24 protein-coding genes are annotated in these 25,590 nt (G+C 64.3%); 10 read left to right on the top strand and 14 right to left on the bottom strand.

The features are described 5' to 3' along the window. Positions 1-62: 62 nt before the first annotated feature. From ACVNHC_RS18410 to ACVNHC_RS18400, 3 genes are all read left to right on the top strand, one after another. Positions 63-542 (top strand): Lrp/AsnC family transcriptional regulator, encoded by a 480-nt coding sequence (locus ACVNHC_RS18410; RefSeq protein ID WP_174235483.1) that lies wholly within the window; start codon positions 63-65, stop codon positions 540-542. Positions 543-607: 65 nt separating this feature from the next. Beyond that, positions 608-1,345: a tellurite resistance TerB family protein gene (locus ACVNHC_RS18405; RefSeq protein ID WP_457168537.1), complete on the top strand. Its 738-nt coding sequence runs from the start codon at positions 608-610 to the stop codon at positions 1,343-1,345. Between the two features lie 79 nt (positions 1,346-1,424). Next, positions 1,425-3,053, top strand: a complete 1,629-nt coding sequence (locus tag ACVNHC_RS18400) for a GMC family oxidoreductase (protein WP_457168535.1) — start codon at positions 1,425-1,427, stop codon at positions 3,051-3,053. 16 nt (positions 3,054-3,069) lie between these two features. Here ACVNHC_RS18400 and ACVNHC_RS18395 read toward each other — a convergent pair whose 3' ends face one another. Next, on the bottom strand, positions 3,070-4,176 hold the full coding sequence (locus ACVNHC_RS18395) for a citrate synthase (protein WP_457168533.1): 1,107 nt from the start codon (positions 4,174-4,176) through the stop codon (positions 3,070-3,072). Between the two features lie 83 nt (positions 4,177-4,259). On the opposite strand from ACVNHC_RS18395, the gene ACVNHC_RS18390 reads away from it, so the two are divergent. Then, positions 4,260-5,468 (top strand): citrate/2-methylcitrate synthase, encoded by a 1,209-nt coding sequence (locus tag ACVNHC_RS18390; RefSeq protein ID WP_457168531.1) that lies wholly within the window; start codon positions 4,260-4,262, stop codon positions 5,466-5,468. Positions 5,469-5,605: 137 nt separating this feature from the next. Here ACVNHC_RS18390 and ACVNHC_RS18385 read toward each other — a convergent pair whose 3' ends face one another. The 5 genes from ACVNHC_RS18385 to ACVNHC_RS18365 form a co-directional block, all read right to left on the bottom strand. Further along, the gene (locus tag ACVNHC_RS18385) at positions 5,606-5,887 is read right to left on the bottom strand and encodes an SCP2 sterol-binding domain-containing protein (protein ID WP_019964911.1); all 282 of its coding nucleotides are present in this window, start codon (positions 5,885-5,887) and stop codon (positions 5,606-5,608) included. A 159-nt stretch (positions 5,888-6,046) separates the two neighbouring features. Continuing rightward, positions 6,047-8,260 (bottom strand): heavy metal translocating P-type ATPase, encoded by a 2,214-nt coding sequence (locus ACVNHC_RS18380; protein ID WP_457168529.1) that lies wholly within the window; start codon positions 8,258-8,260, stop codon positions 6,047-6,049. A gap of 5 nt (positions 8,261-8,265) precedes the next feature. Next, complete coding sequence (locus ACVNHC_RS18375; RefSeq protein ID WP_026355779.1) at positions 8,266-8,505, bottom strand: heavy-metal-associated domain-containing protein; 240 nt, start codon at positions 8,503-8,505, stop codon at positions 8,266-8,268. A gap of 388 nt (positions 8,506-8,893) precedes the next feature. Continuing rightward, on the bottom strand, positions 8,894-10,477 hold the full coding sequence (locus tag ACVNHC_RS18370) for an ABC transporter substrate-binding protein (protein ID WP_058898708.1): 1,584 nt from the start codon (positions 10,475-10,477) through the stop codon (positions 8,894-8,896). Between the two features lie 234 nt (positions 10,478-10,711). Further along, complete coding sequence (locus ACVNHC_RS18365) at positions 10,712-12,409, bottom strand: adenylate/guanylate cyclase domain-containing protein (RefSeq protein ID WP_457168526.1); 1,698 nt, start codon at positions 12,407-12,409, stop codon at positions 10,712-10,714. Between the two features lie 198 nt (positions 12,410-12,607). Between ACVNHC_RS18365 and ACVNHC_RS18360 the strand changes: the two genes are divergently transcribed. Continuing rightward, positions 12,608-12,967 carry an ArsC family reductase gene (locus ACVNHC_RS18360; protein ID WP_457168524.1) on the top strand — a complete coding sequence of 120 codons (360 nt, stop codon included), beginning with the start codon at positions 12,608-12,610 and terminating at the stop codon, positions 12,965-12,967. A gap of 49 nt (positions 12,968-13,016) precedes the next feature. Here ACVNHC_RS18360 and ACVNHC_RS18355 read toward each other — a convergent pair whose 3' ends face one another. The 5 genes from ACVNHC_RS18355 to ACVNHC_RS18335 all read right to left on the bottom strand — a co-directional run bounded on the left by ACVNHC_RS18355 (position 13,017) and on the right by ACVNHC_RS18335 (position 16,764). Then, on the bottom strand, positions 13,017-13,433 hold the full coding sequence (locus ACVNHC_RS18355) for a YcbK family protein (protein ID WP_050472364.1): 417 nt from the start codon (positions 13,431-13,433) through the stop codon (positions 13,017-13,019). Between the two features lie 186 nt (positions 13,434-13,619). After that, positions 13,620-14,369 carry an FKBP-type peptidyl-prolyl cis-trans isomerase gene (locus ACVNHC_RS18350; protein ID WP_058898711.1) on the bottom strand — a complete coding sequence of 250 codons (750 nt, stop codon included), beginning with the start codon at positions 14,367-14,369 and terminating at the stop codon, positions 13,620-13,622. A gap of 119 nt (positions 14,370-14,488) precedes the next feature. Further along, entirely contained in the window at positions 14,489-14,833 is a 345-nt protein-coding gene (locus ACVNHC_RS18345; protein WP_457168522.1) for a PilZ domain-containing protein, read from the bottom strand. 104 nt (positions 14,834-14,937) lie between these two features. Then, on the bottom strand, positions 14,938-15,903 hold the full coding sequence (locus tag ACVNHC_RS18340) for a 2-hydroxyacid dehydrogenase (RefSeq protein ID WP_457168520.1): 966 nt from the start codon (positions 15,901-15,903) through the stop codon (positions 14,938-14,940). A gap of 51 nt (positions 15,904-15,954) precedes the next feature. Next, entirely contained in the window at positions 15,955-16,764 is an 810-nt protein-coding gene (locus ACVNHC_RS18335; RefSeq protein WP_457168518.1) for a creatininase family protein, read from the bottom strand. Positions 16,765-16,947: 183 nt separating this feature from the next. On the opposite strand from ACVNHC_RS18335, the gene ACVNHC_RS18330 reads away from it, so the two are divergent. Further along, positions 16,948-17,949: a putative metalloprotease CJM1_0395 family protein gene (locus tag ACVNHC_RS18330; protein ID WP_457168516.1), complete on the top strand. Its 1,002-nt coding sequence runs from the start codon at positions 16,948-16,950 to the stop codon at positions 17,947-17,949. A 105-nt stretch (positions 17,950-18,054) separates the two neighbouring features. Beyond that, positions 18,055-19,203, top strand: a complete 1,149-nt coding sequence (locus ACVNHC_RS18325; protein WP_050472370.1) for an MFS transporter — start codon at positions 18,055-18,057, stop codon at positions 19,201-19,203. Between the two features lie 249 nt (positions 19,204-19,452). Here ACVNHC_RS18325 and ACVNHC_RS18320 read toward each other — a convergent pair whose 3' ends face one another. The 3 genes from ACVNHC_RS18320 to ACVNHC_RS18310 all read right to left on the bottom strand — a co-directional run bounded on the left by ACVNHC_RS18320 (position 19,453) and on the right by ACVNHC_RS18310 (position 22,422). Further along, positions 19,453-20,796 carry an 8-oxoguanine deaminase gene (locus tag ACVNHC_RS18320; protein ID WP_457168513.1) on the bottom strand — a complete coding sequence of 448 codons (1,344 nt, stop codon included), beginning with the start codon at positions 20,794-20,796 and terminating at the stop codon, positions 19,453-19,455. A gap of 116 nt (positions 20,797-20,912) precedes the next feature. Next, positions 20,913-21,935, bottom strand: a complete 1,023-nt coding sequence (locus ACVNHC_RS18315; protein ID WP_374629521.1) for a nucleotidyltransferase family protein — start codon at positions 21,933-21,935, stop codon at positions 20,913-20,915. A 97-nt stretch (positions 21,936-22,032) separates the two neighbouring features. After that, complete coding sequence (locus tag ACVNHC_RS18310) at positions 22,033-22,422, bottom strand: RidA family protein (RefSeq protein WP_457168511.1); 390 nt, start codon at positions 22,420-22,422, stop codon at positions 22,033-22,035. 337 nt (positions 22,423-22,759) lie between these two features. Here ACVNHC_RS18310 and ACVNHC_RS18305 point away from each other — a divergent pair, with 337 nt between their 5' ends. From ACVNHC_RS18305 to ACVNHC_RS18295, 3 genes are all read left to right on the top strand, one after another. Next, on the top strand, positions 22,760-23,764 hold the full coding sequence (locus ACVNHC_RS18305) for an ABC transporter substrate-binding protein (RefSeq protein ID WP_122522110.1): 1,005 nt from the start codon (positions 22,760-22,762) through the stop codon (positions 23,762-23,764). A gap of 123 nt (positions 23,765-23,887) precedes the next feature. Further along, positions 23,888-24,724, top strand: a complete 837-nt coding sequence (locus ACVNHC_RS18300) for an ABC transporter ATP-binding protein (RefSeq protein WP_457168509.1) — start codon at positions 23,888-23,890, stop codon at positions 24,722-24,724. Then, positions 24,721-25,590, top strand: a complete 870-nt coding sequence (locus ACVNHC_RS18295) for an ABC transporter permease (protein WP_099052090.1) — start codon at positions 24,721-24,723, stop codon at positions 25,588-25,590. Before ACVNHC_RS18300 ends, ACVNHC_RS18295 begins: the two co-directional genes overlap by 4 nt.

Below are 25,590 nucleotides of genomic sequence, written 5' to 3'. Positions count from 1 at the left end.
GACGTAAAATCCCGTAAGGTGGTGCAAGTTCTGTGCGTCCTAATGGGCTTTGATGCATCATCATGCAGGTTGACAGCTTTGATCTGCGGCTTCTGTCCGCGCTTCAGGAAAATGCCGCCCTCACCAACCAGCAGCTGGGGGAGCGGATCGGGCTCTCTGCCAGCCAGATTTCCCGCCGCCGGCAGGCGCTGGAAGCAGAGGGCATCATCCGCCGCTACCGGGCGGATCTGGCGACCGAACGGCTGGGCTTTTCGGTAACGGCTTTTGTCGGCGTCACCCTTGGTGCCCACAGCCGCGAGAATGCCCGCCGCTTCCGCGCCATGGTGCAGGCCATGCCCGAGGTGCAGGAGGCGCATACGCTGACGGGCGACGTGGATTACATGCTGAAGATCGTGGTGCCGGACCTGAAGGCGCTGAGCCGGGTGATCAATGACGACCTGCTGCCGCATGAGGCCGTGCAGAACGTGCGCTCGTCCATCGCCATGGACACGCTGAAAGATGACAATCTGCTGCCTCTGGACAGTGTTCCCGCCGGGCGCTGACTTGCGGCTTGGCAGGCCAGCCACCATCTCAGGCTGACGCAAGGTTTGCCAAGGAGCTTCCAGACATGTTCGATGCGAAATCCCTTCTCGATCAGGTGATGGGTGCGGCTTCCCGCTCTGGTCTTGCACAAGGCGGCAAGACGGGCGGTTCCGGTGACCTGATGTCCCGCGGCAAGGATTTTCTGTCGTCGAATGCAGGCGGCCTGGCAGCTGGCGGGCTCGCCGGGCTGCTGCTCGGCAGCAAGTCCGCGCGCAAGATCGGCGGCAAGGCGGTCACCTATGGCGGCCTCGCGCTGGTCGCAGGCCTCGCCTATAAGGCTTACCGCGATTATCAGACCGGCCAGCAGAATGGCGGCCAGTCCCTCGGCCCGCAGCAGCGCGCCCCGCTGGAACTGGAAGCCCCGCGCGGCACGGCCTTTGACCCGGAGCGCGCGCCCGGCGGCAGCCAGATCGTGGCCCGGACCCTGCTCAGCGCCATGATCGCCGCTGCCAAGGCGGATGGCCATATCGACGCGGAAGAACAGCGCCGCATCTTCGGCAAGATGGACGAGGCCGGGCTTGATTCCGAATCCAAGGCCTTCCTGATGGACGAGCTGCGCGCCCCGCTCGATCTCGACAAGATCGTCAGGAGCGCCACGTCGCCGGAAACCGCCGCCGAGATCTACGCCGCCTCGCGGCTTGCCATAGATCCCGATCACGCTGCGGAAAAAGCCTATCTCCAGATGCTCGCCGCCCGGCTGAACCTTGATCCGGCGCTGGTGGACGAGATCGAGATGGCCGTGCGCGAACAGGAAATGGCGTAATCCCATGCCCGCCCTTTGACGGTCTTGACCGGACCGCGCCTGCGTGTCTCCTCTTGTTCAAAAGAACACGGGTGGAAACATGCAGGATCTGGGCGAGTGGGATTATGTGATCGTCGGCGCGGGCTCGGCGGGCTGCGTGCTGGCGAACCGGCTGTCGCAGGATCCGGACATCCGGGTGCTGCTGCTGGAAGCGGGCGGGCGTGACAGCTATCACTGGATCCATATCCCCGTCGGCTATCTCTATTGCATGGGCAATCCGCGCACGGACTGGTGCTTCCGCACGGCGGCAGAGCCAGGGCTGAACGGGCGCGCGCTCAACTATCCGCGCGGAAAGGTGCTGGGCGGCTGTTCGTCGATCAACGGCATGATCTACATGCGCGGGCAGGCCCGCGATTATGACGGCTGGCGCCAGCTTGGCCTCACCGGCTGGGGCTGGGAGGATGTGCTGCCGCATTTCCGCGCCTGCGAGGACCACTACCAGTGGAACGATGACCTCCACGGGCAGGGCGGCGGGCTCAGGGTGGAGCAGCAGCGCCTGTCCTGGGACGTGCTGGACAGTTTCCGGGAGGCCTGTGCCGAAACGGGCATTCCCAAGGTGGATGACTTCAACCGGGGCGACAATTTGGGCTCGTCCTATTTTCAGGTGAACCAGAAGCACGGCATCCGCTGGAACACGGCCAAGGGCTTCCTGCGCCCGGCGCTGAAGCGGCCCAATCTGCGGGTGGTGACGCAGGCGGAGGTCACCAGCGTTCTTCTGGATGGCCGCCGTGCCTCCGGCGTTGCGCTGACGGTGAAGGGTCAGCCTGCCACCGCACGGGCGCGCGGCGAGGTGATCCTTGCCGCCGGGGCCGTTAAGTCACCGCACATTCTGGAGCTGTCAGGCATCGGCAATCCGGATGTGCTGGACCGCATCGGCGTCACGGTCCGTCATAGTTTGCCGGAGGTGGGCGAGAACCTTCAGGATCATCTGCAGCTGCGCACCATCTTCAAGGTGCATGGGGCAAAGACGCTGAACCAGATGGCGGGCAATCTCTTCGGCAAGGCGCGTATCGCGTTGGAATATGCGCTCAACCGCTCCGGCCCCATGTCCATGGCGCCCAGCCAGCTGGGCGTCTTTGCCAAGTCTGATCCCTCCTTCGAGACGGCCAACATCGAATATCACGTACAGCCGCTGTCGCTCGACAAGTTCGGCGAGCCGCTGCATCCCTTCCCGGCGATCACCGCCAGTGTCTGCAATCTGCGGCCCGAGAGCCGGGGCCATGTGCATGCGCTGACGGGCCATGCGAAGGACCAGCCGGAGATCCGCCCGAATTATCTCTCCGCCGCGGCTGACCGGCAGGTGGCGGCGGACAGCATCCGCCTGACCCGGCGGATCATGGAAGCCCCGGCCATGGCCCGCTACCGGCCGGAGGAATATCTGCCCGGCCTCTCGCTGCAGAGCGATGAGGAGCTGGCGCGGGCAGCGGGCGATATCGGCACCACCATCTTCCATCCCACCAGCACCTGCCGCATGGGCTCGGATGAGGCCAGCGTCGTGGATGGGCGGCTGCGGGTGCGCGGCATCGAGGGTCTGCGTGTCGTGGATGCTTCCGTCATGCCGCTGATCACCTCCGGCAACACCAACGCTCCCACTGTCATGATCGCGGACAAGGGCGCGGCGATGATCCGAGAGGACCGGCGTCAGGGCGTAGCGGTGGCTGCGGCCTGATCTGCATCCGGGGAGGTTATGCCGCGACCGGCCCCACATAGCGCGAGGCGGGACGGATGAGGCGGCCGGTGGCGCGCTGCTCGGCCACATGGCCGCACCAGCCGATGGCCCGGCCCACGGCGAACAGCGGCGTGAACAGGCTGCGGTCCATGCCCGCCGCTTCCAGCATCACGGCGGTGTAATACTCCACATTGGTCTGCAGGGGCCGGTCCGGCTTGTGGCGGGCCAGTGCGGCAAGCGCTGCCTGCTCAACCCCTTGCGCCAGGATCAGCCGTCCGGCGTTGGAGGGCAGTTCCGCAAGACCTGCCTTCAGCACATCGGCGCGCGGGTCGCGGGTGCGGTAGATGCGGTGGCCGAAGCCCATCAGCCGCTTGCCGTCCTTCAGTGCCCGTTCGATCCAGCGCTCCGCCCGGTCCGAGGTGCCGATGGCATCGAGCATGTCCAGCACCGGTCCCGGCGCGCCGCCATGCAGCGGGCCCTTCAGCGCTCCCATGGCGCCGATGACGGCAGAAGCCATGTCCGCGCCTGTCGAGGCAATGACTCGGGCGGTGAAGGTGGAGGCGTTGAAGCCGTGATCGAGAATGGTCACGAGATAGCGGTCGACCGCTGCCGCCGCCCGTGCATCCGGCGCCTTGCGCGTCAGCATGCGCAGCATGTCTTCCGAGCTGCGCAGGCTGAGATCGGGCATCACCGGGGCGAGGCCCTGGCTGATCCGCCAGCCTGCGGCCAGAAACACCGGCAGGCTGCCGCACAGCACCACGGGATCTTCGTCCGCCCCTTCGCTGGCCAGTGCAGAAAGCCCCAGCCGCATCAGCTCGTAGGTGCCGAGCTTCGGCGAGGCGGCCTGCAGCACGGGCAGGGCACGGGCCGCCGTGGCACGGGCCTCGGCAAAGCGGGCCGTCAGCTCCGCGCCGCGCGGCACGCGCAGGATATCGGCCCAGAAGAAGCTGGCCGCTTCTTCATAGCTGAGCTTTCCGGCGAGGTCTTCGATGGGCCTGCCGCGCAGCACCAGCCGTCCGCCTTCGCCGTCCACTTCGCTGAGGATCGTTGTGGCAGCTGTGATGCCATCGAGGCCTTCGGCCTGTGCGCCGGTGAAAACCGGGTTGGGGTAAGCGAGCGTCATGGAAAAACTCCCTCCTTTGCCGTCTGAACAGCATGAAAGGAGGAATGCTTGATCTGGTCAATATTGATAGATACAATCAATATATGAGCCAGCCGCTTTATCTCTCCGCCCGCGAGGCCGTCGCCGAACTCGGCATCCAGCCGGCCACCCTCTATGCCTATGTCAGCCGTGGCCTGATCCGCTCCGTGCCGGGGCCGGGCAAGCAGAAGCGCTATGATGCTAGCGACATCCGCAAGCTGCTGGTGCAGCGCGACAGGCCCGAGCCGCAGGGCGGGGCAAGGCCCTTGTCCGGGGATCCGGTGCTGGAAACCCGGCTCACCCATATTGGCGAGGATGGGCCCTGGTACCGGGGGCACAGGGCGACCGATCTTGCCAGGAGCCTGACGCTGGAAGCCACTGCCGCTCTGCTCTGGGACTGCGAGGAGGACCCTTTCGCCGGGACGGTCAGCATGCAGCTGCCGCTCTTTCCGGAGGGAATGGGTGCGGTGGAACGGCTGATGACGGCACTGGCCGCCTGGCCCGTGTCTGATCCTTCCGCCTATACACGCTCGCCGCAATTGCTGCTGCGCAAGGGGGCCGCTTTCGTGCGGGTTGCTGCGGCGGCGCTGCTTGGGCGAGCGGAGGTGTCGAGCCTGCCGGTGCATGAGCAACTGGCGCAGTGCTGGCTGGTGCCCGGCCGTTCCGGTGCCGGTGGAGTTTCGGCCGCAGACGGAGCGGACCTGATCCGGGCTGCGCTTGTGCTCTCCGCCGATCATGAACTCAACACCAGTGCCTTCACCGTGCGCTGCGCCGCCTCCACCCGTGCGCCCCTGCATGCGGCGCTGATTGCTGGGGCTGGCGCCTTCACTGGTCCCCGGCATGGGGCGGCGTCCGACCGGGTGGGGCTGTGGTTCGATCAGATCCATTCCGCAGCGGATGCAGAAGCAGTGCTGCACGAGCGGCTGATGCTGGGAGAGCCGCTGCATGGGTTCGGCCATTCGGTCTACCGCGGCAAGGATCCGCGCGGAGACATGCTGCTGGACAAGCTGAAGGCGAAGAAGGGAGGTGGGCCAGCGGCGGAACTGGCAGTCATCGTCATCGATCTGGCGCGCGATCTGTTCGGTCTGGAGCCGAACATCGATTTTGCCTTCGCCGTGCTGCGCCGCGCCCTCGGTCTGCCGCCGCAGGCAGGCAAGACCATCTTCTGCGCCGGGCGCATGGTGGGCTGGATAGCCCATGCGCTGGAGCAATATGCCACTCCCGAGCAGATTCGCCCCCGCGCCATCTACACCGGCGAACGCCCGCGCAAGTGAGGGCGAGGTGAGCTTCCACCTCAGGATCGTCATCCCGGCCAAGCGTAGCGCGAGCCGGGACGACGATGGAAAGGCCTATATGGAGGCTTGGCCCCGTCCATGGACGGAGCCGCATCATCCCGTTTCAGGGGCCGGCTTCAGACGATGCTGCCGAGCTTCATGGCAACGGCCATGTTGCCCTCGACCTTGATCTTGCCGGTCATGAAGGCCATCGTCGGGTTCAGCTCACCAGCCAGAAGATCGGCGAGGTTATCCGACGAGATCTTGATGGTGCAGTCGGCGTCCTTGTCCTCGTTGGTGACGGTCGAGCCGTCGAGGAAGATGACGCCATCGCTGCCGCAATCAAACTTCACGGTGTCGTCGATGCCGCCGCCAGCCACTTTTGCACGTACGGCTTCGGTCAGTTCCTGCAGGCTCATTCGTTCCATCTCCCGTGGCGCAGGGCAAATCTTCGCCCTGCCGTTAAAGTCATGAGGCTTCAATTTCCTCTGCGCTGACCCAAGCATACCGTTTACGTAATCGTCAAGTGGGCAATCGGCCAGCGGAAACGACTATGCCACGGCAATGTTGCAAAAGGCTCAAGGCTTCCAGCGCTTCAGCAGGCCCGCGTTGGTGACAACGGAAACCGAACTGAGCGCCATCGCTGCCCCGGCAAAGGCGGGTGACAGCATGCCAAAGGCCGCCAGCGGAATGCCGATGACATTGTAGGCGAAGGCCCAGAACAGGTTCTGCCGGATCTTCGCCAGCGTTGCCTTGGAAACGCGCACGGCCGCCGCCACCATCAACGGATCCGAGCGCATCAGCGTGATGCCGGCTGCTTCCATGGCCACATCAACGCCGGAGCCCATGGCAATGCCGATGTCGGCGGCAGCAAGCGCTGGCGCATCATTCAGCCCGTCGCCCACCATGCCGACGGCGCCGCCAGCTTCCGCACGCAGGGCCTCGATTGCCTTGGCCTTGCCATCCGGGCGCACGCCTGCGCGCACCTCGTCAAGACCGGTTTCAGCGGCCACCTTGCGGGCAACGGTCTCGCTGTCGCCGGTGATCATCACCGTACGGATGCCCATCTCCCGCAGTTCCTGAATCGCTTGCGCCGAGGTGTCACGCAGCGTGTCGGAAAAGGCGATGACGCCGACGGCACGGCCATCCAGGGCGGCAAGAACGCTGGTCTTGCCTTCGCTCTCCAGCGACTTGCGGATGGAGTCTGCGGTCATGCTTTCCACCTTCAACCGGTCCATCAGGGTCCGGTTGCCGATGACCAGCGAATGCCCGCCCAGCATGGCGGCAATGCCTTCGCCCGGCACGGCCTCGAACTCGTCCGGAGTGGACAGCGGCAGGCCTTTGGCTCTGGCGGCTTCGACCATGGCCCGGGCCAGCGGATGTTCGCTGGCGAGCTGGGCGGAGGCGGCGGCTGCCAGCAGGCCGTCATTGTCCCGGTCAAAGGCGATGACATCGGTGACGGCAGGAGCGCCGCGTGTCAGGGTGCCGGTCTTGTCGAAGGCCACGAGCTTCAGCCGGTGCGCCACTTCCAGCGCTTCGATGTCGCGGATGAGAATGCCGGCCCGCGCCGCAGCGCCTGTTCCAGCCACAAGGGCCGTGGGTGTGGCAAGGCCCAGGGCACAGGGGCAGGCGATGACAAGCACGGCCACACTGGCGCCAATGGCCGCATCAAGGCTGCCGCCCCAGATCATCCATCCGGCAAAGGTGAGAAGGGCGAAGACGATGATCACCGGCACGAAAATCGCCGATACCCTGTCGACGAGCTTCTGCACCGGCGCCTTGCGCCCTTGCGCTGTCTCGACCAGCTTGATGATGCGGGCAAGGACGGTTTCTTCCCCCAGCGCCAGCACTTCAACGGTCAGCGCACCGGAGCCGTTGATGGTGCCTGCGGTGATGTGATCGCCGGCAGAACGGGTCACGGGCAGGCTTTCGCCGGTGATCAGCGTTTCGTCCAGCTCGCTCTTGCCCTTCTCGATCTGGCCGTCCACCGGCACTCTTTCGCCGGGGCGCACCAGCACCCGGTCGCCCAGGCGGATCTCGGTGATGGGAACGGTGGTGACCGTATCGCCGTCAATCTTGTTGGCGGTTTCCGGCCGCAGTGCCATCAGCGCCCGCACGGCGGCAGAGGTGGCCCGGCGGGCGCGGTTTTCCAGCAACTTGCCGAGCAGGACCAGCGTCAGGATCACCATGGACGCTTCGAAATAAAGATGCTCCACGCCAGACGGGTCCGGCACGAAGATGCGGTAGAGGCTGTAGCCATAGGCGGCAGACGTGCCGAGGGCGACCAGCACATCCATGTTGGCACCGCCCGAAAGCACGGCCTTGAAGGCGCCCCGGTAGAAGCGGGCGCCCAGCAGGATTTGCACCGGGGTTGCCAGCAGCAGCTGCACCAGCCCGGGGATCATCCAGTGGATGCCGAAAGGCATCAGGGCCATGGAAATGACCAGCGGCAGGGAAAAGGCAGCGCCCATCACGAACAGCAGGAAGGCCTTGCGGTCTTCCGCCCGCGCGGCGGCTTCTGCCTTTTCGCGCTCTGCCCGGGCCTTGGCGGCTTCATCCTCATGCAGACGGGCCGAAAAACCGGCCTTTTCCACGGCGGCAATCAGGTCCGGCATGGGAATGTCCCGCACCAGCGCCAGCCGGGCATTTTCCATGGCAAGGTTCACATTGGCTTCCGCCACCCCGTCGACGGCGGACAGGGAGCGCTGCAGGCGCGCGGCACAGCTGCCGCAGGTCATGCCGGAGATGTCGAGGGTCAGTTCGCGGGCGCTCGAAGAGCTTGCGGATCGCATGCCGGTTACTCCTCCCGCAGCCGGGCAGGGAAACCGGCATTTTCCAGCACGGCAACCAGTTCCGGTACGGGCACATTCTTTGTGACCGTTACGGCCGCGCTTTTTGCGGCGAGATCGACGCTCGCCGCCGAGACGCCGTCGACGCCGGTCAGGAGCCGCTGCACGCTCGCGGCACAGCCGCCGCAGGTCATGCCGGAAACGTCGAGCATCAGCTGGCGGGGGCTGGAAAGGTCTGCGGATGTCATGGCTGCTTGGTCCTTATGCCTGCACCGGGCCATCGCTTTTGCGGGGCCGGTGTCTTGAATCGCGGGATCTTGCCCAAAATAGGGCTTCCAGCTGCTGGAAGGTCAAGGGTTGTTGCGATGCAGCACATTTCGGCAGGTTGCGAGCCTTTTTGCTCAATATTTCCTCAATTTGAGGCTTTAATTTATTGTGCAACGCGGTAACATCATCTTGTGGAATTTAAGTAGGCCCGGCGTATTTGAGGGCCAGATTTTAGTCCAAGTCATTGAACGGGCGTTAAGTGTTGGGGGGAGGCCATGTGCTTCCCCCCTTTTTTCGCGCTGCTGCCGCCTGGCCAAAGTCAGTCCGCAATCAGGCCGCAATCAGGCCGGACAAAGTGCCGCAGGCCGGTTATTGCTGCCGGATGAAGCGGAACAGGAACTGGTCATCGGCCCGCTGCTCCACATGGAACCGGTTTGAAACACCCCAGGCCAGCTTCTGCTGATGCAGCGGGATATAGGCCACATCCCCGTTGAGCAGGGTGTAGATCTGCGCGGTGATGTCCGCACGCCGGTCCTTGTCTTCCTCGCTGGCAAGCTGGCGGATCAGGGCGTCTGCCTGCTCGTTGCAGTAGCCGCCGATGTTGAAGGCGCCTTCGCCCGTGGCCGTATTCCGGCACATGGCAACCGCCTGCAGCAGGCTGAGGCTGTCGAAGTCGGCCGGAGTCCAGCCAAACAGATAGAAGGACGTGTCATAGCCGCCGGTGGGCAGGATGCGCCCGAAGTATTTCGCCTTCGGCTGGATGTCCGCCCGGGTCCTGATGCCAACCTTCGAGAGCATGGCTGCAACGGCCTCACAGATGCTGGCGTCGTTGACATAGCGGTCATTCGGGCAGTCGAGCGTCAGGGCAAAGCCGTCCGGGTAGCCCGCCTCAGCCAGCAGGCGCCGGGAGGCTTCCGGGTCGTAGGGCAGGCGCGAAAATTCGCCCGCGCGGGCAAACAGTGCCGGGCTGACGAGAAGGGCGGCAGGTTCGGCTGTGCCGCGCATGATCTTGCTGGTGATGGCGCCAGTGTCGATCGCCTGATAGACGGCCTTGCGCACGCGCACATCCTTGAACGGGTTGCTGCCCTTCACGTCGGAGTAAAGCAACTCGTCACGGCTTTGATCGAGGCCCAGAAACAGCGTGCGCAGTTCCGGTCCGCTGAGCACCTGGGTGGACGGGCTCTGGTCCACCCGCGCGATATCCTGCACCGGCACCGGATAGATCATGTCCAGTTCGCCGGAGAGAAGCGCGGCAACGCGGGTGGGGCCGGATGTGACGGCGGAAAACTCCACCCGGTCCGGCAGGCCGTCCGTGGCATCCCACCAGTCGGGGTTCTTGCCGTAGACGGTTTTCAGGCCTGGCTCGTGGCTGATGATCCGGTAGGGGCCGGTGCCGTTGGCCTTGAGGGCAGCAGCGCCCGGCGCCGCGCTGGACGCCGAGGTGACCGGAACGGCGCCGTTTGCCTCCGTCCATTCCTTGTCCATGATGTACCAGGTTTCCCATTCGGCGGGCAGCGCCGGGGCAGGGGACGTCAGATGGAAGTCGATGGTATGGCTGTCAACGGCCACCACTTCCGTGCCTGCGGGCAGCCGTGTGCCCACGTCAGACCCTTGCGACCGGACGCGTGTGGCGGAGAACACCACGTCCTCGGCTGTCAAAATGCCGCCGTCGTGAAAGCGCACATCCTTGCGCAGGTGAAAGCGCCAGTGGACCGGGCTCAGCATCTCCCAGCGTTCGGCGAGCGCGGGCTCCAACTCCAGCTTCGCGTTCCGCCGCACCAGCCCCTCATAGACATTGCCGAGAGCGGAGAGGGAGAAGGTCTCATTGAGGGAATAGGGATCAAGGCTGTTCAGCCCGCCCTGATAGGCATAGCGGAATGTGACCGGTTCCGCATGGAGAAGAGTTGCAGAGGCGGCTAACAAGCCGCCTGCGAGAAACTGTCTGAAGATCATGGGTGCCCCGCCCGTGTCCTGTTTTGCCTGCCCTTCCCAATGGTCCGGGCCGGAGATAGTCGGGCGGGTCAGCTGGGTCTGGCGGCGTGTGTGCCGGTCATCCTATCATCGCAAGAGTGGTGCAGGCCGTCCAGAGCTAGAAATTTGTATTTCCTCGCTTTTCCTGTCCAGAATCCGGCATTTGACGCATCGGCAGTTTCAAAGCGGGAGGCGCCGGCATCGAAAGGCCCGGGATCAGGCAGCCTTGTTGCCGGCGAGGGCTCTCTGCAGCAGTGCCAGGTTCTCCACGCAGGCCACTTCCAGTGGTTCCTTCCGCCCGCGGATCGGCACCTGATGGAAGGGGCGCAGCGGTTCCAGCCACAGGCCCGAGGCGTCCAGAATGTCGCGGGAGACGGCGCAGGTGGCGTTGTGCTCCTTGGCAACGCCTTCCAGCCGGCTGGCGACATTGACCACATCGCCAAGGGCTGTCAGGCCCGAGGCAACGCCGTTGCGCCCGTCAAGGCCGATACGGCCCAGGATGGCCGGGCCGCCATGCAGGCCGACGGCAATCCGCAAGGGACCACTGAGCTGCGATGCAAGATCCCGGTTCACATGCTTGAGTTCGGCCGACAGGCTGACAATGGCCTGCAGCGCATCCCGTGAGCCCTGCTCAAGGGTGCTTTCAATGCCGAACAGGGCCATGATGCCGTCGCCCATCACCTTGTCGATCATGCCATTGTGGCTGCGGATGACGCGCACAACGCTGTCGACATAGCGGTTGAGGATGAAGACGACATCGAAGGGAAGCCTGCCTTCGCTCAAGGCCGTGAAGCCGCGCAGATCGACGAACATCACTGCCACCGGCTGTTCCGTGCCCCAGCGGTAGCGGTCCTGCAGGCCTTCGCGGGGAATGGCCGTGCCGCCATGGAGCAGGGGGCGGACGACCAGATCCGTCTCCGGCCGGATCTGGCAGGCGAGGCGTACATTCTTGCCCGCGTGTATGCGCTTGAGCACATGCGCCTCAGTCTCCCCGGGCGCATGCAGTTCCGCGTTGCCGGAGACGATGAGCGTGCGGCAGGTGGAGCAGCGGGCGCGGCCGCCGCAGACGGACATGACGGGCACACCGCGCATGCGGCTGATCTCGAGCAGGGTTGGACCGGGTCTGGCGCGGACGGTCTTTTCGCCCAGATAGTGCACGGTGAAAGCCTTGCGCCCGGCCGGCGCCAGCTGGCGGACCAGCGAGATGATCAGAACCAGCAGCAGAAGCGAAAAGAACACCACACGGCTGATATCGGTATAGACCTGCAGCTGGGCGGTCTGTTCCGCCGTGACCTTGAGCTGGTACTGGCCTTCCAGAACCAGCCGTCTTGCGCCATTGATCCAGCCCGTCAGCGACAGAACCGGGACAGCTGCGGCCAGCGTCAGCAGCGTGCCGCTCCAGCGCGGATACCAGGGCTTCAGCCGCAGCCAGAAATGAATGCCGATGCAGCCATGCAGCCAGACGAGCATGAGCAGAAGGCTTTGCGTGACGCCGGCACCGGGCCAGAGCACCGACAGTTCATGCTGATAATCCATATAGGCGTGATAGACCTCGACTGCGCCGCGGGTCATGTAGATGTGCCGGATCAGCAGATAGGGAATGGACAGGCCCAGCAGGATCTGGATTGCCTCCCAGACGGGCATCCGGAAGGTGCGCCGCGCTGCGATGCGCCACAGGGCCAGCCCCACGTGCACGGCCAGGGCGCCGTAAAGAGCCACTGTTCCAGGCCATGACCACCAGATGATGAGGCGCAGATCCTGGCCTTTCTGCATCCAGTCCAGCGATATGTTGCCGAGGGCATGGTTGAGAAAATGGGTGCTGGCAAAGACAAAGAGGATCAGCCCGGAATAAAGCCGCAGCTGCTGCTGAAACGGGCCGTTGCCGGGCGGCGTGCGCATCTGCCGTGGTGCCATGGAACTGTCTCTTGAAACAGGGATTTGAGTAAATACACGTAAGCGGCCGCAGTTTGAGCCTGCGCGGGAAACATGCAAGCGGAATGATGCAAATTGCGGAATGCAGCAGCTGTTGAAGCAGGTCACCCGCATGGGCGCCACAGCCTGATAAATCTGCTATGAGGCCGTCAATGTCCATCAACGTGAAGTGAGGCTCGTATGATCGTCTATGGAATCAAGAACTGCGACACGGTGAAGAAGGCCCGCGCCTTTCTGGATGGGGCCGGTGTGGCCTACACCTTCCATGACTACAAGAAGGACGGCGCGGACGCAGAAAAGCTGACGCAGTTCGTCGAGGCCTTCGGCTGGGAGCAGGTTCTGAACCGCCGCGGCACCACCTGGCGCAAGCTGCCGGATGAGGTGCAGGATACGGTCAAGGACAATGCCAGCGCCATCGCCCTGATGCTGGAGCACCCTTCAGCGATCAAGCGTCCGATTGCCGAAGCCAAGGGCCGCACCCTGCTCGGCTATGATCCGGTGGCCTGGGAAATGGCGCTGGAAATGGGCGAACTGGGCTGACACGGACGAGGGCTGGGGCACCCAGGTCCCGGCCTGCTTACCGGCCTGCCTACCATGTCCTGCGGGGGCCGTTGTCGATGTGGTAGAAGCCGCTGGAGTAGCGCTTGTAGCCGCCAACTTCGGGCTGGGCCTTCAGGAAAGCCAGAACCTCTTGCGGGTTGCCGTTCACGCGGAAATCCACGGCGCGGCAATTGAGATGGTAGGAGTTGCTGGCGCCGCCCTTCCACCAGTTCTCCAGCCACCAGCGCTTGGTGGAGATCACCGTCACCCGTCCGAAACGGTCGGACAGGCGGTTGAGGACGCGCTTGAGATCGCGCGGAACGCACCATTTGGTGTCGTTGTAGATGACCTTGTCCGAGGACGGGGTCATCCAGCCAAGCCCGGTGATGCCTGACACCGTGCCGCACCCACTCAAGGACAGAGCGGCGGCAAGAAGGATGGCATGTGTGGACAGTCGGCGGGTCATGAATTCGGCCTTGCTAGGTCAGTGTCCCCTTGCCCCAAGACTCGGCCCCGAAAGTTAAAATTGTCATGAAAAACAAGGTTAACGGTTCATGTAGATGCTGCCGGCTGCATGCGTGCCTGGTGCTTTGCCCATGCAAAAGGCCCGGAAGCTTCAGGCTTCCGGGCCTTTTTCGTAACATCTGTCCGCTTAGGGCAGCTTCGGCTCTTCCACCTCGCCGCCCGTGGCGATCCAGCTCATGATGCCGTCCTGCACATTGGCCACCCTGGTCAGGCCTGCCTGTTCGGAAAGATACTTGGCCAGCATGCCGCTGCGGTTGCCGGTGCGGCAGAGCAGGATGACTTCATCGTCCGGCGAATCGATGATCTTCTCCAGTTCCGGCCCGAAATCCGGGTTCACCTGACCGGCGGCGTCGAAGAAGGTGACAAGGTGCGAGCCGGGGATGATGCCGGTTTCGCGCCATTCATCGGCGGTGCGGATGTCGATCACCGGAATGCCTGCGGCAATGCGGGCCTTCAGGGCGCCATTGTCCAGGTCGGTAAAGCTCTTGGCCTTCACGTCCAACAGTTCGATCTCGAAGCGCAGGGTGGCATTGGGCGGAATGACACCGCCGGCGCCGCGCGGGCCATAGGCCAGTTCCGGGGGAATGACCAATTCGCGCTTGCCGCCGACTTTCATGCCGACGACGCCCTGCTCCCAGCCCGGGATCACGCGGCGCTCGCCCAGCGTGAAGCTGAAGGGCGTGCCACGGTCGACGCTGCTGTCGAACTTGGTACCGTCCATCAGCCAGCCGGTGTAATGCACGAAGACCGTGTTGCCCACATCGGCCTCGGCTCCGGTGCCGATCTGAATATCCTTGATCTGCATTTCCTCAGCCTGAGTCTGTGCCGTCAGGGCAAGCATCAGCGAAAAGACTGCGGCCACAAGTGGCTTCAACATGACTGCCTCACGACTAACGCCGGGTCACGATGAACCGGCTCTTGGCCTGAACTGTTCAGACCCCGCCGCTCAAGTCAAGGGCAGGACCTTTCCTGTGTCCGGTGCAAAGGCCTGCTGCCTCAGTCCTTCAAAGCGTAGTAGCGCCGCGTCAAAGCCCGCTGGCGGTTTTGGGAAAACAGCGCAGCTTTGGCGGGCGGGACATCATACTGGATGCCGGCATTGCAGCCCGACCGCCAGCGCAGGCTTGCGAGCGCCACGGTGTTTTCCAGTTCGTCAAAGAGGACGATTTCCTCCGGCAGGTCCACTTCGGCAGGCAGCTTCAGCCGGGCTCCTGCCGGTGACATGTCGCTGATCAGGCAGTCACACAGGAACGTGTTGCTGCTGTCGGCAACCCGGCCCGCCCTGAGGCGTGTTCTCTGACGCTTGTGCCGGCGCGGTTCCGCCGGTTTGCTGAGCTGACGCAAGGGCTCATCTCCTCATGGCTCTTCTTCCCAGATGCAGGAGCGGCCTTGCGTCAGCCTTGCAGGCCGGGCTGGTCGCACCGGGCTGGCCGGGCCGCGCCGGCCGTTCAGGTCCGGGGAAACGGCGTTTCGGCGACCGGGGTCACCGGTTTGCCGGTGCTGAACCAGCTCTTGAGATTGTCGACCACAAGCTGTCCCATGGCATCGCGTGTGGCGACGGAGGCCGAGCCCACATGCGGCAGAAGCACAGCGTTTGGCAGGTCCTGCAGGGCTTGCGGCACATGCGGCTCATGCTCGAACACGTCGAGGCCGGCCGCCATGATGGTGCCCTTCTTCAGAGCCTCGATCAGAGCCGTCTCATTGACCACCGAGCCGCGGCCGATGTTGATGAGAACGCCGTCCGGCCCCAGCACCTCCAGAACGCGCTCGCCCACCATGTGCTGGGTTTCCGGGCCGCCGGGGGCGACGATCATCAGCGTGTCCACGGCTTCGGCCAGCGAGACCAGGCTGGGATGATATGTGTAGTCCACGCCCGCCTGCTGATTGCGGCCGTAGTAATGCACGCTCATGCCGAAGGCCTCGGCGCGGGTGGCAATGGCCTTGCCGATGCGGCCAAGGCCGAAGATGCCAAGGGTGCGGCCGCGCAGGGTGCCCGGCGTCAGGCGGTAGGCGCCTTTCTTCTCCCAGTTGCCATCCCGGAGCCAGCGCTCGGCGGCAGACAACTCGCGGATGGTCATGATCATCAGGCCGATGGCCGTGTCGGCGACTTCCTCGCTCAGCACGTCCGGGGTGTTGGTGACGATGATGCCGCGCGTGCCGCAGTGGCGAGCGTCCACCTTGTCATAACCGACGCCGAAGTTGGAGACGATCTCCAGGTTCGGGAAGCGGTCGATGAAGGGCTGGTCCACGTTGAAGAAGCTGACGGCGATGCCCCGGATGATGGCTTCGCGTTCCTTCAGGAAGGCTTCCGCATCTTCGGCTTCATAAAGCTTGTGCAGGGTGAAATGCGGCTCGAGGCCGTCGATGATCATGTCCCGGAGCGGGGAGGGGATGAGAATGTCGGGCTTGCTCATGGCGTTTCCTTGGACGTTTTCCGTTGTTCTGCTGTTTGGGGCGTCAGGCGCTCATGCGCTGGCAGACCAGAGGCGGGAGAGATCGAAGGCGTGAATGTCCTTCAGCAGCTCCACGAAGCCTGCTGCGGCATGATCCAGCGAGGCCTTGCCCTTTTCCGCCGTGGCACGGGCGGCATTGCCGACGGCGCCTGCCGGGTTGAGATCCTGCGCCTTCCAGCCGAACTGCTGCTGGCCATGGCCGCGCAGATACTTGAACTCCTTGATGAAGTCCTGCTGGGTGGAGGGGAAGTCGATGGCCTTGTCCATGCGCACCAGGCCGGGCTGCAGGTGCAGCATGATCGAGGTTTCGATGTCGCCGCCGTGGATGCCATAGGTGAATTCATCCGCAGGGAACAGGCCCTCCGGCTGGCCGAAGCGGGACCAGGCGGTGGCGGTGACCAGCATCTCGTGGCTGATGCGCAGCTCACGCGCCACGATGTCGATGATGGGCACGTTGCCGCCGTGGGAGTTGATCAGCACCAGCTTGCGGATGCCTGCGCGGGCGACGCTTTCGCCAATGTCGATCCAGGCGCGGGTCAGCGTGTCCCAGGAAATCGTCAGCGTGCCGGGCGAGGAAATATGCTCGTTCGACTTGCCGATCTGCTGCACGGGTAGAAAGGTGACCGGCAGGTCCTCGGGCAGAAGCTCCAGCGTGCGGGCGATCTGGCCCTCGGCAATCGCCGTGTCGGTCCATACCGGCAGATGCGGGCCATGCTGCTCGATGGCCGCCACCGGCAGGACGGCTATCCAGTTGCGTGTGTCGGAGCCGGAAAATTCGGCCGTGGTCATCTCATGCCAGAAACGGCGCGGCAGGGCGGGCATGTTGTGAAACCTTCTGAAGGAACGATCAGGACAGGATGGGCAGACTAGCCGGGCTGAAGCCCGCCGTCATGCCCCTTGTTGCGGCACGCGCAGGCTTGCCGATGCTCCGCCTCACGCAAATCTGATCAAATGACTTAACGCCCGTTAAGAAACCGGCAATCGGGGCGCGGTACCTTTTGCGGTATGGTGAGTGTGCTTGCAGGACTTTCCGCCGGCATTGGCTCCCGTGCCGATCCGGTGTCTGCTGCCATACGGGACGCCGCCCCTCAAGGTGAACGCGAGGGGCGGGACGATGCTGCACGCCGGAGTGCGGCCAGTACACAGGCCACGGCCGCACTTTCGGGCGCCGCCCCGACGCTCCGCGCGGATGCGGTTCAGTTTCTTCAAGGATTGAACGAGGACGGCAGCAGCCTGCGCGATGTCCGCCGCAGCCGCAGTGCTGAGGGTGTAGAGCCGCAGGCCCAATCTGCAACAGGCGCTCGCAGCGGATCTGCCGGCGAAGAGGATACAGTTTCTGCCGGGGCGCAGCAGCGTGACGGGAGCGCCAGCGCTCAAGCTCCCCCTCCTGCCGGTGGTTCGCCCGCCGCGGAGGAGGGGGAAGGCACCGGCAGCGGCGGCACGGCCGGAGCGTCCGAGCTGACCGAGGAAGAGCAGAAGCAGGTCAAGGAGCTTCAGGCCCGCGACCGGGAAGTCCGGGCGCATGAGCAGGCCCATGCCCGGGTGGGCGGCGCCTATGCCGGTGCGCCCAGCTACACCTTCCAGCAGGGGCCGGACAAGAAGCGCTATGCCGTTGGCGGCGAGGTGCAAATCGACACTTCGAAGGAGCGCACGCCGGAAGCAACCGCCCGCAAGATGCAGATCGTCATCCGTGCTGCCCTGGCCCCCGCCGAGCCCTCCTCGCAAGATCTGCGTGTTGCCCAGCAGGCCCGTGCCAGCCTGCAGGAGGCCCAGGCCGAGATGCGGGCGCAGGCTGCCGAAGAATTGCGCGGCGGCGATGAGGCCGAAGGATCCGGCGATGCCGCCCCGGCGGATGAACGGCGCCCTGCCGGAGAAGAAGCCCGTGAGGCGCCGCGTGAGGAAGACAGCCGCCGCGCCGACCGGGCTTCGGCCCGCACGGCCTATGAACAGGCCCGTTCCCTCTTTGGCGGTGGCGGCTCCAGTGCTCCGCCGGGGCTTGTGGCCTGAGCCGCGTCACCATATCTTCACTTGCAAGCGTCTGCCCGGTTGCCTAGTTAGCGGGCACCTCTATGCCGCTCCATTGCTGGCGGCTCCCTTTCAGGATCAGTTCCGATGTCTGCTATCCGCCGTGCGCGCCATGCTGTTGGCGTGGTTTTTTTCGTCATTGGCACCATGATCGGTGTGTGGGCTTCGCGTATCCCGGATATCAAGATCATCCTTGGCGTTGACGAGAGCGGCTTCGGCATGGTGCTGCTGGTGATGGCCTCGGGCGCCTTCATTTCCCTGCCGGTGACGGGCCGCATGGTCGATGTGTGGGGTGGCGCCCGCATGGCGAAGGTGGCTGTCGCCGTCACGCTGGCCCTGTTCGCCAGCCTTGCCTTCGGCACCTCCGTTGTGGTGATTGCGCCCCTTGCCTTCCTCTTCGGATTCTCGATGGGCTGCCTCGACGTGTCGATGAATGCCTGGGGCGTCGAGGTGGAACAGGCGCTGGGCCGCCCGGTCATGTCCTCCTATCACGGGCTTTACAGCCTCGGTGCAGGCGTTGGTGCCGGAGTGGGGGCGGTTGCCCTCAAGCTGGATCTGACGGTGCCGCAGCATTTTCTGGGCTGGAGCGTGCTGCTGCTGGCGGTGGTCCTGTGGGTCCACCGCACGCCATGGGTATCCGAGCGGGCGGCAAAGGGCAGCGAAAAGGCACCGCTCTTCGCCATTCCGCGTGGCGCGCTGTTCTTTGCCGGCATCATGGCGCTGGTGGCGGCGCTGGCCGAAGGCGCCATCACCGACTGGGCCGCGCTCTATCAGATCCAGGAACTGGGCTTTGACAGTTCGACGGCTGCGGTCGGCTTTGCCGTGTTCTCCGTTGCCATGGTGGTGATGCGCCTGTCCGGTGATCAGCTGATCGCCCGCTTCGGCCCGGTGCCGGTGGCGCGGATCAGCGGCCTTGCGGCGGTGAGTGGCGCTGCGCTTCTGGTCATGGGTGGACCTGTCTGGGTGATCTGGACCGCATGCCTGATCATGGGGCTCGGCAATGCGGTCATCTTCCCGCTTGCCATGTCGCGCGCTGCGGCAGAACCCGGCACCTCCAAGGGGGCGGCGCTGGCCTCCGTCGCCACGCTCGGCTACGGCGCCTTCCTCTTCGGCCCGCCGGTGCTGGGCTTCATCGGCCACGCCCTGTCGCTGCGCACATCCTTCCTTGTGGTGGCCCTGCTGGCCCTGCTGATCCCGCTTCTGGCCGGAACACTGAAGGTCAACCGCGAGGCCTAAAGGACTGCGCACGGCGGTGCCATTCCCGAGGCCGTCACCCCGGCCTTCGAGCCGGGGTCTACTCGTTTCCAGAGCGGTGAAGCTGACGCGTGGCGCGGAGGCCTGCTCCGGCCGGGTGCCTGCCGCAAGACTGTGGAAGCAAGCCTCTCTCTGCAATCGAGTAGGCCCCAGGTCTGCGCTTCGCTTCGCCCGGGGCGACGCCGAGGCAAGGGGCGGAGCCCGTTACAAGCGCGGCGTTGCGCCTATGCCTTACAAGCTTTCCAGAAACCGTTTTGCCGCCTCGCCGTGCTCGTGGCGCAGGCGGGCGGTGTCGACGCCGTGCGGCTGGCCATCCGTCACCTGCCACGCGCCGCCCACCATCACCCGGTCGGCCGCATGGGCGCCGCAGAGGATGAGGGCGGCCAGCGGATCGCCGGCGCCGGAAAAGCGCAGCTCATCCAGCGTGTAGAAGGCAAGGTCGGCCATCAGCCCCACCTTGATGGCGCCGATGTCATCGCGGCCAAGGCAGCGGGCCGAGCCTTCCGTTGCCCAGCGGAACACGTCGTGATGGGTGACCGAGGCCGCATCATAGGTGAGGCGGTTGATCATCAGCGCGTGGCGCAGGCCTTCCATCAGGTTGGAATTGTCGTTGGAGGCCGAGCCATCGACGCCAAGGCCAACGGGCGAACCGGCCGCTTCCAGCTCTTTCGTGCGGCACTGGCCGGAGGCCAGCACCATGTTGGAGGTGGGGCAGTGGCACACGCCGACACAGGCATGGCCGAGGCGCTTCACCTCGTCATCGGTGAAGTGGATGCCGTGGGCCAGCCACACCCGGTCCGTCAGCCAGCCGCAGTCCTCCAGATAATCCACCGGGCGGCAGCTGAATTTCTCGACGCAATAGCTGTTCTCGTCGTGGGTCTCGCCCAGATGGGTGTGCAGGCGGCAGTCGAAACGCTCGGCGAGCGCCGTGCTTTCGCGCATCAACTCCCGCGTCACCGAGAAGGGCGAGCAGGGCGACAGCGCCACCTGCAGCATCGAGCCCTTCGAGCGGTCGTGGAACTTTGACAGCACCCGCTCGCAGTCGGCGAGGATCTCGTCCTGATCCTGCACCACGCTGTCCGGCGGCAGGCCGCCGTCCTTCTGGCTGAGGTTCATGGAGCCACGCGTGAGCGTCATGCGGATGCCGAGGCGTTCGGCCTCTTCGGCCTGTATGTCCATCGCCGCCTCAAGGCCTGTGGGGTAGACATAATGGTGGTCGGAGGCCGTGGTGCAGCCGGACATCAGAAGCTCCGTCAGCGCCAGCCGGGTGCCAAGGCGGAAGGTTTCCGGCGTCACATTGCGCGCCCAGATGGGGTAGAGCGCCTGCAGCCAGGGAAAAAGTTCCTTGTTGATCGCCTGCGGATGGGCGCGGGTCAGCGTCTGGTAGAAGTGGTGATGGGTGTTGATGAGGCCGGGGATGACCACGTGCCGCGAGGCATCAAAGGTGGCCTGAACCGGCAGCATGGGCTCGCGGCCCCGGCCCACCAGTTCCACGATAATGCCGTCTTCCACGACGATGCCCCGTTCCGCCCCTTCGGAGAGAATGGCAATCGGGTCCTTGATCCACAAACGCATGTCCGGTCTGGTCCTTCTGAAGCTGGACCTGCGGGCTTGGATGGCAGGCACTGACCCGCCCGAGTTCCGCACAGGATTTCACCGGGGACGCATCCTGTCACTGCAGGCCTTTGGTGTTACAGGCAGTCCTGAATGCGCGCGCGGGTTTCTGGCACAGCTTCAAGGCTTCTGTCGAGGCGTTCGCGCCATTTGGGGCCATTGCCCCGTGCGTCTTCCCAGGCCTCTGCCAGATCATCGGGCCTGTCTTCGGCCAGCGCCTCGATCAGAAACGCGGCCTGCAGCCGGTCCTTGCGCGCCTTCAGGCTTCCCGGCCCTTCGCGGCGCCGGTCTGCCACGATCAGCTTGTGAATGGCAAAGCGCTCCGGCCTGGGGATCTGCACCAGCACGCCGGAGCGGTAAAGCACGGCAGCGGGAATAGGCGCGGCAATGAGGTAATTCAGGAAATGCAGCGACTGCGCGCTGACGCCAAGCGCTTCCAGCGGGCGCAGATCCTCCTCCGGGCGGAAGGAGGGGGTGAGAAATTCCACCTGAGTGTCGTTGCGGGTCTGCCGCCAGCGCCAGACCCGGCCCGGATCAAGGCTCGGCACCGGATCAAAGGCAAAGCCGGAAAGCACGTCCTGCATGGAGGTGGATACCTGCTCATCCTGCGACAGGGAGAGGGAAAGCCGCTCGAAGCTGGCAATGTCCATGTCCTGCGTCATGGCCGTCTGGTCGAAACGGTAGCGGACGCCGAGTTCCCCTTCATAAAGCCGGAAGGCATGGGTGCCGATAACCGTGCCACCCAGCCGGAACACCCCGGCACCGGCCATGGCCGCCAGCAGGCTGCCGGTTGCGCCATCCGTGCCGAGAAAACCTTCTGCCCGCAGCAGGCGGATCAGGCGCGACCGCTCCTTCCGGCGCGCTTCCGCCTCTTCCTTGAGCGCCTCATGACGGGCAATGCGGGCCTGAAGTGCCTCGCTGTCCTCGCCGATGTAGTGTTTGCGCACATCCGTGCCGACCCGGTAGGTGTCGTACCAGTAGGCCTTGCCATTGCGGGTGACGCGCGTCGGCGTGCCCCTCAGTCCGGCCACTGCCTCATCGAGCAGGGAGCGCAGGAGATCGTGATAGGCTGCGTGACTGACCGGAGAATGCCTTTGCATGGGCTCATGTTCAACGAATGGAAATTTTGTTGAGCATAGCATTTTCAGCGATGTTCAACAAAAATAATTTTTGTTGAACATCGGTATTCCGTGCAGCTCAGTCCGCTCTTGCGGCGATCACTTCCACTTCCACCAGAAATTCCTCCCGGGTGAAGCCGCCGACGATCATCAGGGTGGAGGCCGGGGGCGGCGTGGCGGTGAATTCGTCGCGGGTCTTCATGTAGCCGGGCATGTGCTCGCGCCCTGTGACGAAGGCATTGATGCGCACGATGTCGGCAAGGCTCATGCCGGCGGCTGCAAGAATTTCACGGATGTTCTGAAAGCAAAGCCGCGTCTGCGCCTCGACGCCGGGCGGGATCACGTCATCCGGCCCGATGCCGAGCTGGCCGGAGGTGAAGACCAGTCTGTGGCCGGCGGGCACCTCAATGCCGTGGCTGTAGCGGGCAAAGGGCGGGCGGATGGTGGTGGGCGTGACGGGATTTGACATGAGGCTTTGGGCAGTCCTGCTGGAAAGTCGGCGCATTTGTGCAAGCCAGAGTGCAGCCGGTTTTGCAGTTGCGCAAGGGTTGTGCATGCTGAACCGAGTGGCAAATGCCTGCTGTTTGTGCAAGCTTACGCCTGTCTAGCCAGGGTTCGGAGGGGGCGGGGCTGCCTGTGCAGCAGGCGAATGACGGGAAACCGCCGCCGGGGGCGCCGGTCAAGGCGTTGAAGCGGCTGGCATGGGGTTTGCACCATCAGTTCAGCGTGATTGCCTGAACCGCTCCAAGGGCCTGAGGAGGCACAGCGGCAGAGCTTTAAAAAGCAATACGGAGGCGGAAGACAACATGCGCTTTTTGACTTCTCTTGGCGGGGCTGCGGCCCTTGGCCTCGTGCTGTCCAGTCAGGCCTTTGCTCTGGATGAAATCAAGTTCGCCACCAACTGGCTGGCCCAGGCGGAACATGGCGGCTTCTATCAGGCGGTCGCGGACGGCACTTATGAAAAATATGGCCTGAAGGTCGAGATCGTGCAGGGCGGCCCGCAAGCGGCCAGCCGGGCACTGATGCTGGCCGGAAAGGTCGAGTTCTACATGGCCGGCAACATGCTGCAGCCGCTCAATGCGCTGGCAGAGGATATTCCGGTCGTTGAAGTGGCCGCCATCTTCCAGAAGGACCCTCAGGTTCTGATCACCCATCCCGATGCCGGGCTGGAAAAGTTCGAGGATCTGGCCAAGCTCCCCACGATCTTCATGGGCACAGATGGCTTTGCCTCCTTCTTCCAGTGGATGAAGTCGGCCTATCCGGGTTTCAAGGATGAGCAGTACAAGCCCTATGCCTTCAACCCCGGCCCGTTCCTGGCCGACAAGCAGTCGGCGCAGCAGGGCTATATCACGTCCGAGCCTTTCGCCATCGAGACGGAAGGCGGCTTCAAGCCGAAGCTGTTCCTGCTGGCGGATTATGGCTTCGAGACCTATTCCACCCTCATCGAGGGGCGCAAGGATTACGTCGAGGCCAACAAGGACCTGACCCAGCGTTTTGTCGATGCCACCATCGAGGGCTGGTACAATTATCTCTACGGCGACAATGCAGCCGCCAATGAGCTGATCAAGAAAGACAACCCGGAGATGACCGACGACCAGATCGCCTTCTCCATCGAGACCATGAAGTCCTTTGGCCTCGTGGAATCGGGCGAGGCGCTGGAAAAAGGCATCGGCTGCATGACCGACGAAAAGCAGCAGGCCTTCTACGAGAGCATGGTCAAGGCCGGTGTGGTGAAGGACGGGATCGACATCAAGTCGATCTACACCACGGAATTCGTCTGCAAGGGCGTGGGCATGAACCTGAAGAAGTGACAAGCTGCTCCGGCGGGCGGCATTCGCGTGCCGCCTGCTGCCAGCCGCCGCTCATGTGATGCAGTCAATGCGTCCGTGAGCCGGCGTCCTGTTGTCCATCTGTCAGGGAGCCTGTGTCAGGGCATGTCCGAATTGTCTCATTCTGCCGCTTTGGCTGCAGCCGCGCCCCATGCTGCCTCTTCCCGTCCGCTTGTCCGTCTCAACCGCATTTCCAAGGTCTTTTCCAGCGGCACCGTGGCGCTGAAGGACATGACGCTGGACGTGAGGCAGGGCGAGTTCATCAGCCTTCTGGGCCCCTCCGGCTGCGGCAAGTCCACGGCGCTGCGCATCATTGCAGGCCTTGGCGACACGTCTTCCGGAATGCTGGAATGGCCGACCTCGGATCATGACGCGCTCGGCAAGGCTCATCCGGAAATCAGCTTCGTCTTCCAGGAACCGACGCTGATGCCCTGGGCGACCGTCTTTGCCAATGTCTGGCTGCCCTTGCGGCTCAAGGGCATTTCGAAGGATGCCGCGCGCGAGCGGGTGAGCGAAGCGCTGGAGATGGTCGGGCTTGGCCAGTTCCACGAGGCTTTCCCGCGTGAACTCTCCGGCGGCATGAAGATGCGCGTCTCCATTGCCCGCGCGCTGGTGACACGGCCCAAGCTGCTGCTGATGGATGAGCCTTTCGCGGCGCTGGATGAAATCACCCGCTTCAAGCTGAACAATGATCTCCTGCGCCTGTGGGAGCGGTTCGGCTGGACGGTCATCTTCGTCACACACTCCGTCTATGAGAGTGTCTATCTGTCGAACCGCATCGTCGTCATGGCGGCCCGGCCGGGCCGGGTGGTGAGTGATCTGGCGGTGGATGCGCCCTATCCGAGGGACGAGGAGTTCCGCACGTCATCCGTCTACAACGACTACTGCCGCCAGACCTCGGCGGCCCTGCATGCGGCCATGGATGTGAGGGACCATCTATGACAGTGGTTGAAAAAGAAGCTGCGGCGCCCGTTGCATCTGCGCAGACTGCGGCGCTTTCGCCCGTCTCCGGCGGGCCGGATCTGACGGGGCGGCTGCTGCGCATCGCCATTCCGGTGCTGATGCTGGGGCTGCTGGTGCTGGCCTGGGCCTGGTATGTCAGCGCCTATAACGTGCCGCATTACATCCTGCCCAGCCCCGCCCGGGTGGCGCAGTCGCTCTACAATGACTGGGGCACCCTGTCCGGTGCGCTCTGGGTCACAGTGAAGATCACCCTCACCGCCCTGCTGTTGGCGCTGGTGGGCGGCGTGGGGCTGGCCGTGCTGATGACGCAGTCGCGCTGGATCGAGCTGGCGATCTACCCTTACGCGGTGATCCTGCAGGTGACGCCGATCGTCGCCATTGCGCCGCTCATTCTCATCTATGCGCCAACCACGCAGACCGCGCTGTTGATCTGCGCCTTCATCGTCGCCTTTTTTCCGGTGCTGTCCAACACGACGCAGGGGCTGAAGTCGACGGATCATAACCTCCTGAACCTGTTCGAGCTTTATGGTGCGAGCCGCTGGCAGACGCTGCTTTATCTGAAGCTTCCGGCGGCCTTGCCCTACTTTCTCGCAGGCCTTCGCATTGCGGGCGGGCTGGCGCTGATTGCCGCCGTGGTCGCCGAGTTTGCCGCAGGCTCCGCCGGGGCGCAGTCCGGCCTTGCCTACCGCCTGCTGGAGAGCCAGTTCCGGCTCAACATTCCGCGGCTTTTTGCGGCCTTGATCCTCCTGTCCCTGACGGGTGTAGTGATCTTCGCGGCGACCAGCCTTGTTTCGCATCTGTTGCTGCGGCGCTGGCACGAAAGCGCCATCCGCAGGGAGAACTGA

This window comes from Pannonibacter sp. Q-1, from assembly GCF_054073275.1.
This window is presented reverse-complemented; position numbering and strand designations above follow the sequence as displayed.

Excerpts from the sequence above, each read along its gene's own strand:
- ACVNHC_RS18410 (WP_174235483.1), top strand. The coding sequence starts at position 63 with ATGCAGGTTGACAGCTTTGATCTGCGGCTTCTGTCCGCGCTTCAGGAA.
- ACVNHC_RS18405 (WP_457168537.1), top strand. The coding sequence starts at position 608 with ATGTTCGATGCGAAATCCCTTCTCGATCAGGTGATGGGTGCGGCTTCC.
- ACVNHC_RS18400 (WP_457168535.1), top strand. The coding sequence starts at position 1,425 with ATGCAGGATCTGGGCGAGTGGGATTATGTGATCGTCGGCGCGGGCTCG.
- ACVNHC_RS18395 (WP_457168533.1), bottom strand. The coding sequence starts at position 4,176 with ATGACGCTCGCTTACCCCAACCCGGTTTTCACCGGCGCACAGGCCGAA.
- ACVNHC_RS18390 (WP_457168531.1), top strand. The coding sequence starts at position 4,260 with ATGAGCCAGCCGCTTTATCTCTCCGCCCGCGAGGCCGTCGCCGAACTC.
- ACVNHC_RS18385 (WP_019964911.1), bottom strand. The coding sequence starts at position 5,887 with ATGAGCCTGCAGGAACTGACCGAAGCCGTACGTGCAAAAGTGGCTGGC.
- ACVNHC_RS18380 (WP_457168529.1), bottom strand. The coding sequence starts at position 8,260 with ATGCGATCCGCAAGCTCTTCGAGCGCCCGCGAACTGACCCTCGACATC.
- ACVNHC_RS18375 (WP_026355779.1), bottom strand. The coding sequence starts at position 8,505 with ATGACATCCGCAGACCTTTCCAGCCCCCGCCAGCTGATGCTCGACGTT.
- ACVNHC_RS18370 (WP_058898708.1), bottom strand. The coding sequence starts at position 10,477 with ATGATCTTCAGACAGTTTCTCGCAGGCGGCTTGTTAGCCGCCTCTGCA.
- ACVNHC_RS18365 (WP_457168526.1), bottom strand. The coding sequence starts at position 12,409 with ATGGCACCACGGCAGATGCGCACGCCGCCCGGCAACGGCCCGTTTCAG.
- ACVNHC_RS18360 (WP_457168524.1), top strand. The coding sequence starts at position 12,608 with ATGATCGTCTATGGAATCAAGAACTGCGACACGGTGAAGAAGGCCCGC.
- ACVNHC_RS18355 (WP_050472364.1), bottom strand. The coding sequence starts at position 13,433 with ATGACCCGCCGACTGTCCACACATGCCATCCTTCTTGCCGCCGCTCTG.
- ACVNHC_RS18350 (WP_058898711.1), bottom strand. The coding sequence starts at position 14,369 with ATGTTGAAGCCACTTGTGGCCGCAGTCTTTTCGCTGATGCTTGCCCTG.
- ACVNHC_RS18340 (WP_457168520.1), bottom strand. The coding sequence starts at position 15,903 with ATGAGCAAGCCCGACATTCTCATCCCCTCCCCGCTCCGGGACATGATC.
- ACVNHC_RS18335 (WP_457168518.1), bottom strand. The coding sequence starts at position 16,764 with ATGCCCGCCCTGCCGCGCCGTTTCTGGCATGAGATGACCACGGCCGAA.
- ACVNHC_RS18330 (WP_457168516.1), top strand. The coding sequence starts at position 16,948 with ATGGTGAGTGTGCTTGCAGGACTTTCCGCCGGCATTGGCTCCCGTGCC.
- ACVNHC_RS18325 (WP_050472370.1), top strand. The coding sequence starts at position 18,055 with ATGTCTGCTATCCGCCGTGCGCGCCATGCTGTTGGCGTGGTTTTTTTC.
- ACVNHC_RS18320 (WP_457168513.1), bottom strand. The coding sequence starts at position 20,796 with ATGCGTTTGTGGATCAAGGACCCGATTGCCATTCTCTCCGAAGGGGCG.
- ACVNHC_RS18315 (WP_374629521.1), bottom strand. The coding sequence starts at position 21,935 with ATGCAAAGGCATTCTCCGGTCAGTCACGCAGCCTATCACGATCTCCTG.
- ACVNHC_RS18310 (WP_457168511.1), bottom strand. The coding sequence starts at position 22,422 with ATGTCAAATCCCGTCACGCCCACCACCATCCGCCCGCCCTTTGCCCGC.
- ACVNHC_RS18305 (WP_122522110.1), top strand. The coding sequence starts at position 22,760 with ATGCGCTTTTTGACTTCTCTTGGCGGGGCTGCGGCCCTTGGCCTCGTG.
- ACVNHC_RS18300 (WP_457168509.1), top strand. The coding sequence starts at position 23,888 with ATGTCCGAATTGTCTCATTCTGCCGCTTTGGCTGCAGCCGCGCCCCAT.
- ACVNHC_RS18295 (WP_099052090.1), top strand. The coding sequence starts at position 24,721 with ATGACAGTGGTTGAAAAAGAAGCTGCGGCGCCCGTTGCATCTGCGCAG.